Annotated in this window: 6 protein-coding genes; 1 reads left to right on the plus strand and 5 read right to left on the minus strand. The window is 62.9% G+C overall.

The genetic code is table 11. The features are described 5' to 3' along the window. Positions 1-34: 34 nt before the first annotated feature. The 3 genes from KAZ48_09605 to KAZ48_09615 form a co-directional block, all read right to left on the minus strand. Entirely contained in the window at positions 35-1,003 is a 969-nt protein-coding gene (locus tag KAZ48_09605; protein MBP7973044.1) for a zinc-binding dehydrogenase, read from the minus strand. A gap of 63 nt (positions 1,004-1,066) precedes the next feature. Further along, complete coding sequence (locus KAZ48_09610) at positions 1,067-1,243, minus strand: hypothetical protein (GenBank protein ID MBP7973045.1); 177 nt, start codon at positions 1,241-1,243, stop codon at positions 1,067-1,069. 11 nt (positions 1,244-1,254) lie between these two features. Then, positions 1,255-4,824, minus strand: coding sequence for a multifunctional oxoglutarate decarboxylase/oxoglutarate dehydrogenase thiamine pyrophosphate-binding subunit/dihydrolipoyllysine-residue succinyltransferase subunit (locus KAZ48_09615; GenBank protein ID MBP7973046.1), 3,570 nt, complete (start codon positions 4,822-4,824; stop codon positions 1,255-1,257). Between the two features lie 370 nt (positions 4,825-5,194). Here KAZ48_09615 and KAZ48_09620 point away from each other — a divergent pair, with 370 nt between their 5' ends. After that, a complete protein-coding gene (locus KAZ48_09620) occupies positions 5,195-6,319 on the plus strand; it encodes an N-acetylmuramoyl-L-alanine amidase (GenBank protein ID MBP7973047.1) in 1,125 nt (374 codons plus the stop codon). A 39-nt stretch (positions 6,320-6,358) separates the two neighbouring features. Here KAZ48_09620 and KAZ48_09625 read toward each other — a convergent pair whose 3' ends face one another. Together KAZ48_09625 and KAZ48_09630 are read right to left on the minus strand one after the other, a co-directional pair. Further along, positions 6,359-7,159, minus strand: a complete 801-nt coding sequence (locus KAZ48_09625; GenBank protein MBP7973048.1) for a hypothetical protein — start codon at positions 7,157-7,159, stop codon at positions 6,359-6,361. Beyond that, the coding region (locus KAZ48_09630) for a hypothetical protein (protein MBP7973049.1) at positions 7,137-7,330 on the minus strand (194 nt) is incomplete at its 5' end. The genes KAZ48_09630 and KAZ48_09625, both read right to left, overlap by 23 nt.

Below are 7,330 nucleotides of genomic sequence, written 5' to 3' on the forward strand. Positions count from 1 at the left end.
GTGACGGAGTCGCGCGTATTTGATGGTGACGGGGTTACTCGTTGGTGATGACGATCTTGCCAAATAGGTCCCCGGACTCCATGGCCGCGAATCCATCGCGTGCTTGTGCCAACGACACCGTGTGGTCCACAAGCGGTCGGATGCCTGCCAGTGAGCACAGGGCGACCAAGTTGCTCATGTCCTCCTGCGTTCCCATCGTCGATCCGACCACGGATAGCTGCATGAAGAAGATCCGGGTGAGCGAGGCAGGTGGGTTCGGGCCAGTCGTCGCTCCAGAAATCACGATGGTCCCGCCCGGCTTCAGCACCTTGACGGAGTGTTCCCAGGTTGCGGCGCCGACGGTCTCCATGACGGCGTCCACCCGTTCCGGTAGTCGCGCGCCGGATTCAAATACCTGGTGTGCGCCAATGCCCAATGCGCGTTCACGTTTGGCTTCGCTCCTGCTGGTCGCCCACACCCGCATGCCCATCGCCCGGCCGAGCATGATGCAGGCAGTCGCGACACCTCCGCCAGCACCCTGTACCAAAACGGTGTTGCCCGGCTTGAGACCCGAGCGCACGGCGAGCATCCGGTAGGCCGTCAGCCATGCCGTGGGTAGGCAAGCGGCCTCGGCCCAACTCCAGTCGGCTGGCTTGGGGATCAGATTCCGTTGGGGCACGGTCACAAGCTCGGCGAAAGTGCCCTGATGGAGTTCGGAGAGGATGGTGCGCGACCGATCCATCGTCTCGTCCATCCCGACTGGTGCGTCGGCGACGATTGGGTAGGCGATGACCTCGTTGCCCTCTTGGTCGATCCCGGCGGCGTCGCAGCCGAGGATCATCGGCAACCGGTCGGGGGGCAGGCCGATTCCTCGCAGGCTCCACAAGTCGTGTTGGTTCAGGCTTGCCGCGCGCATGGCCACAGTCGTCCAGCCGGGCCGTGCTTGCGGTTCCGGTCGGTCGCCAACAACCAGGCAGGAAAGTGGGTTCTGAAAGTCCGACGAGTTCGCGTAGGCAGCAAGCATGCGCCGACTCTAGTGGGCGGAGTTTTCGCCGACGGCAACTAGTGGATGGGGGAGGAGCAGAGGCTAGTCGTCGTCAGCGTCGTCACGCGCGAGCCAGGTGGCCAGCCGCTCGATCGCATCCTCAAACTCCGGATTCAAGTCGACGAAGGTCGCCATCCGATCCGCTAGGTAAGACAACGTCACTGCTTCATCCCCACGACGGGTCGTCAGCTCCTCAAGTCCACGGTCAGTCGAGTACACCGGCAAACACCTCAGTCGATCTCAAACGCGGCAGTCATGAGCTCAGCGCGCTCGCGTTCGGAAACACTGTGAATGCCCGATGCCGGGGATGCCGACGACGGTCGCGTCACGTCTTCCAGGACTCGGTCGAGGTGAGGGACCAAGTTCAGCAACATGTATGGCCAGGCGCCCTGGTTCTCCGGCTCTTCCTGAACCCAGCGGAGGCGAGTGTCTGGGCCGAACGCCGTCAGTGTCTTCAATATTTCGTTGGCGGGCAGGGGGTAGAGCCGCTCAACCCGAACGATCGCAACGTCGTCGCGTTGCGCAGCGGCTCGAGCCGCGACCAGATCCCAGGTCACCTTGCCCGAGCAGAGGAGTACGAGCTTCACCTTCTTGGGATCGACCGTGTCATCTGAAATGACCGGGCGGAACCAGCCCGACGTGAAGTCCTCGGACTTCGACGCTGCGGCCTTTGACCGCAACATCGACTTCGGCGTGAAGACGACCATTGGCTTGTGATGCGGGTCGAGGGTCTGCCAGCGCAGAGCGTGGAAGTAAGACGCCGGGGTTGACGGCATGGTGATGGTCATATTGTCCTGGGCGGCCATCTGCAGGAAGCGTTCCGGACGGGCAGAGGAGTGGTCTGGGCCCTGTCCTTCGTAGCCGTGTGGGAGCAGCAGGACGACGCCGCTCTCCTGTCCCCATTTCTGTTCACCGGAGGTCACAAATTCGTCGATGATTGTCTGGGCGCCATCGGCGAAGTCGCCGAATTGGGCTTCCCAGAGCACCAACGCTTCCGGCCGAGCCACGGAGTAGCCGTATTCGAACCCCATGGCGGCGAACTCGCTCAGCAGGGAGTCGTAGACGTAGAACTTGCCTTGATCGGGGCTCAGGTTCTTCAGGGGTGTGAACTCCTCGCCATTGTCGCGGTCAACGATCACGGAGTGGCGCTGGCCGAACGTGCCTCGGCGGGAGTCCTGGCCAGCCAACCTGATGGCACGACCCTCCAGCAGCAGGGATCCGAACGCCAACGTCTCACCCATCGCCCAGTCAATGGTGCCGTCGGCAACCATTTGCGCTCGGCGTTGGAGCTGCGGAGCCAGTCGATGGTGTACCGCAAGCGACTCCGGTAGGTCGATCTGGCTGGCCACTATTCGTTTGACGGTCTCTTCGCTGATCGCGGTATCGACGTGGGCGGGGAATCGCAACCGACCGGTGCGCATCTCGTCGACCGCGTCGTGCTCGTCGCGGGTTTCGGAGAAGACACGTTCCAACTGGGCCTGATAGTCGCGTAGCGCTAGCTCGGCGTCCTCGACGGTGATGTCTCCGCGGCCGATGAGGGATTCTGTGTAGATCTTCCGGACGCTGCGCTTCTCGTCGATGATGTGGTACATCCGTGGCTGAGTCAGCGACGGATCGTCGGCCTCGTTGTGGCCACGCTTGCGGTAGCAGACCATGTCGATGACGACGTCTTTGTGGAAAGTCTGGCGGTACTCGAAGGCGAGTCCGGCAACGCGGACGCAGGCCTCCGGATCGTCCCCGTTGACGTGGAAGATCGGGGCTTGCACCATGCGCGCGACGTCGGAGGCGTACACCGTTGAGCGGCTGGCTTCCGGAGCCGTGGTGAACCCGACCTGGTTGTTGACAATGAGGTGGATCGTGCCTCCCGTGCGGTAGCCGCGCAGTTGGGAGAGGTTGAGTGTCTCGGTGACGATGCCCTGACCGGCGAACGCCGCGTCGCCGTGCATGAGCAAGGGCAGCACCGGGAATAGCTCGCTCTGGTCGAGGATGTCCTGCTTCGCGCGAGTGATGCCCTCAAGAACCGGGTTGACAGCCTCGAGGTGGGACGGGTTCGCGGCCAAGTACACCTTGCAGGTGTCGCCGCCCGGAGCGGTAAATACGCCCTCGCTGCCCAAGTGGTACTTGACGTCGCCAGAACCCTGCACCGAGTCCTCGTCGGTCGTGCCTTCAAACTCGCGGAAGATCTGTGCGTAGGACTTGCCAGCGATGTTCGCCAGCACATTGAGACGGCCTCGGTGCGGCATGCCAATGCAGACCTCATCCAGGCCGGATTCAGCGGCACCGGTGAGGATCTCATCGACGATCGCGATGGCCGATTCGCCGCCTTCCAGGCTGAACCTCTTCTGCCCGACATACTTGGTCTGGAGGAAGTTCTCGAATGCCTCGGCGGCATTCAGCCGTTTGAGCACGCCCATCTGCTCCTCAAGCGGGGGCGGCGAGTAGCGCTTCTCGATGCGCTCCTGCATCCATTCGCGCTCGGCTGGATCCTGGATGTGCATGTACTCCACACCGATGGTCCGGCAGTAGGCATCTCGCAGCACACCCAAGATGTCCCGCAGGCGCATGAACGGCCGACCGCCGAAGCCACCGGTGGCGTATTCGCGGTCAAGGTCCCACAGCGTCAAACCATGTGTCGCCACGTCGAGGTCGGGGTGTGACCGCTGGCTGTATTCCAGTGGGTCTATATCGGCCATCAGGTGCCCGCGCACGCGGTACGAGTGAATGAGCTGCTGGACGCGTGCCGTTTTCGAGACTTGATCGTCGTGGCCGTAGGCGATGTCTTGCGCCCAGCGGATCGGTTCGTACGGAATTGCCAACGCGTTGAAAATGTCGTCGTAGAAGTGCTCCGCGCCCAAGAGAAGGTTGTGAATGCGCTTGAGGAACTCACCGCTTCCGGCGCCCTGAATGATGCGGTGGTCGTAGGTGGAGGTCAGCGTCATGACCTTGCTGATGCCCTGCATCGCAAGCGTCTCCGGTGCCGCACCTTGCCATTCGGCGGGGTACTCCAACGCACCAGCTCCGACGATCGCGCCCTGGCCCGGCATCAGGCGAGGCACGCTGTGGACGGTGCCGATCGTCCCGGGATTGGTCAAGGTGATCGTGGTGCCAGCGAAGTCATCGACCGCCAGGGTGCCTTTGCGCGCCCGGCGGACCAGATCGTCGTAACTTGCCCAGAACCGCGCGAAGTCCATGTTCTGAGCGGCTTTGATGGAAGGCACCAGCAGTTGTCGACTCCCATCGTCCTTGGGTAGGTCAATCGCGAGGCCTAAGTTGATGTTCTGGTGGGTGACGATGTTGGGTTTGCCGTCAACTTCGGCAAAGGCGACGTTCATACCCGGGAAGTCCTTGAGCGCCTGCACGATTGCGTAACCCAGGATGTGCGTGAAGCTGACCTTGCCGCCGCGGCGACGGGTGAGGTGATTGTTGATGACGATGCGGTTGTCGATCAATAACTTCGCTGGGACCGCACGGACGCTCGTCGCGGTCGGGATTTCTAGGCTGGCCTCCATGTTGGTGACCACCCGTGCGGCCGGCCCACGCAACTGCCGAAGGGTCTCGTCGTCCGACGGTGCTCGCGTCGGGGCCTTTGCTGCGGTAGTTGGCACTGCCGGTGGAGCAGTCGACCCTGCTGGCTTGGTGGGCGCCGTTGGTGGTGCGTGGGTAATCGTGGCGGCGCTTCGGTCGGAAGGTTTGTAGTCCGCGAAGAAGTCCCACCACGCTGGGTCGACTGAGTTGGGGTCCTCCAGGTACTGGACGTAAAGCTCGTCAACCAACCACTCGTTGGGGCCGAAAGCTTCCATGTGAACAGGATGATCGAGATGCGACGCGTCATGGGATCGACCGTTGGAGTCGCGAGGCTCAGAAGCCACAGTGCACCTTTTCCGTTACGGAGGCGTTTTCGCGCCTGGTCAGCGACATGTCAGTGCCGCCAGGGCGCCGAGCCCAGAATAGTCCTCTCGGCCGGACCGTGCCCGATCCAGCCCTGGGGCGTGGTCAGTGATCGCCGCGATTCCTGCCGGTTGAGACCGAAGCAGCGTTCACGCTAAGTAGTTGAGAATGTCACAGTTTTCAGTTGCGCCGACTTAGCGCCGATATCTCGGTACAAAGGAATGCGCCGAGCATTTGCGGCAACGTCCATGACTGACGCTGAGATCCCGATGAGGTTCATCTATGAGTTTTCGCAGGACATCGACTACCGGACTAGCTGCCGCACTGGTGGCTGTGTCGGTTCTCGGCGGAACGATCGCGTCGGCCAGTGCCGCCACCGACTCCAACAACGGTGACTTCGGAGAGTCACCTGCTGATCTCGCCGGCCCATATTGGAATGCGCCCGATCGCGCGACCTCGAACAGAGCGTCCGATCCATGGCCGAGCGCAACGCGGGTCCTCGACCGGCTTCGTGCCTACGGTGTCAAGCCCATTCTGGAGGCGGGCTACAACGATCCGGTGTATGAGTCGAATGCGAAGTTGGCGGGCTCCGGCACCACCATGCAGGCGGTGATGATGCACGACACCGGCACGAGTGTGCCCGCGTCCCGACTCAAGGTCACCCACTCGCTGCCCTGGATCCTCCGCGGAGTCAAGAGTTCGGCTGGCAAGACGGTCCGCGCCTGCCACTTCTATGTCGACCGCGCGGGTGGCGTGCACATCGTCTATTTACGGCGCACCTGGCACGCGGGTTCGGGCGACTCAATGTTCGGCGTGCCGGCCGACCGGATGAACGGTTACTCGATGGGAATTGAAATCGAATCCCAGGGCGGTGGCGTCAAGGACCTGACTTCGAGTCAGATTTCGAGTGCGTCGAAGGTGGCTGCGGCTGCGCTCGATGCGGCTGGGTTGCCGACGAGTCGCGCGATTAACCACAAGGACTATGCGGGTCGCAAGCAGGGCAAGGTCGACACTGCCTGGTCGGCGGGCTGGTGGCGCACCAAGATCGATGCGGTTCGCACGGGCACATCCGCTGCTACCGTGACGCAGCCGGTAGCGGTGAAAGTGTCGAGCAACCCACGCCACGTCAGCCTCTCAGCAACAAGGCCGGGAACAACCAACACGTATGTTCGCCGCTACCAGAAGGGTTTGCGAACGCTCGGACACAAGCGCCACGTCAAGGTCAAGCGCGCCAACCCGCACGGGGCAACGGGGTACTACGGAACCGAAACCAAGAGACTTACGCGCGCGGTCTTGAAGGACCTCACCCGCAAGAATCGCCACTGGACGCGGTACTGGCAGAAGCAGTCCCATACCCGACCGACGACCGCGTTGATTCGACGACTCAACTTGATCCCCATCAAGTAGCGGGTCTCATCCTCGGATCACGTCCTGCAGCGGCGCCTGCTAGTCGCGCGGGATGGCTGTGACTGTCTCGGGATTTGTGGCAAGGGCTGCTTCGATTCGCTTGCAGACCACGTCGACTGCGGCATCCGTTGAGTGCAGTGTCGACGTCACCGGAACCGCGCCGACCTGGCGAGCCTCGCTGGCGATGCGCTGAGAGAGGACCCCTGGTGCGATGACGAACGGTGCCACCACGATCTTTTCCAGGTTGGATTCGCGCAGCGTGCTGACTGCATCGTCCACCCGCGGGCCCGGTCCGGAGACGAACGCGACGGCCGAACCGCCCCAGCCATGTGAACGCCACTCCAGCGCGAGCGCAGCGTGCCGTGCCCGGGCAGATTCGTAGGCGGAGCCCGCCGACGCCAGTACGACGCCGATTTCGGGCGCGGGTCGGTAGCCGGATGCCTTCAAGACGGCGTCAAGGCCGTTAAGCAGCGTCGCATCGGCACCCACGGGCCGCGATACCCGCAGTTTGACGCCGGGGTAACTGACTTTCACCCGACCCGTCGCTTCCGGTACGTCGGAAGTCGCGTGGTAGGCGACGTTGAGGAGCAGAGGTACGACGACGATCTCAGAGACGTCTCGTTGTTGGAGGTGTGCCACAGCGCCATCGAGACGCGCACGGTCGTGGTCAAGAGAGGCGAGTGCGACTGCAGCGTTGAGTCGATGGCCGACGCGTCGCGAGAGAAGGTCATTGGCCAGGCGTGCTCGGGGGTCGGAACTGCCGTGCGAAAGCAGGACGACTCCATATGGAGCGGGCGACGACGGCAAGACGATGAGGTCATTCTTTCTGCTGCGGGCCATGGGTACCTCCACTGCGGAATGCGCTGGACCGGGTGGGGCTGGTCCAGCAATCGGTCGCCAGGTCGGACACGGTGATGCCCAGCGATGCCGCCCGTTGTGCGACGAACGGCTCTCTTCCGGTCAATGTACGACGGGCGAGTGCTTGGGCCGCGCAAACTCGCCCTGCGGTGA

It is taken from the genome of Candidatus Nanopelagicales bacterium (genome assembly GCA_018003655.1).
Classification (GTDB): domain Bacteria; phylum Actinomycetota; class Actinomycetes; order S36-B12; family UBA10799; genus JAGNDY01.

Bases quoted from the DNA above. Each gene is read 5' to 3' on its own strand.
- KAZ48_09605 (MBP7973044.1), bottom strand. From the start codon at position 1,003: ATGCTTGCTGCCTACGCGAACTCGTCGGACTTTCAGAACCCACTTTCC.
- KAZ48_09625 (MBP7973048.1), bottom strand. From the start codon at position 7,159: ATGGCCCGCAGCAGAAAGAATGACCTCATCGTCTTGCCGTCGTCGCCC.
- KAZ48_09620 (MBP7973047.1), top strand. From the start codon at position 5,195: ATGAGTTTTCGCAGGACATCGACTACCGGACTAGCTGCCGCACTGGTG.
- KAZ48_09615 (MBP7973046.1), bottom strand. From the start codon at position 4,824: ATGGAAGCTTTCGGCCCCAACGAGTGGTTGGTTGACGAGCTTTACGTC.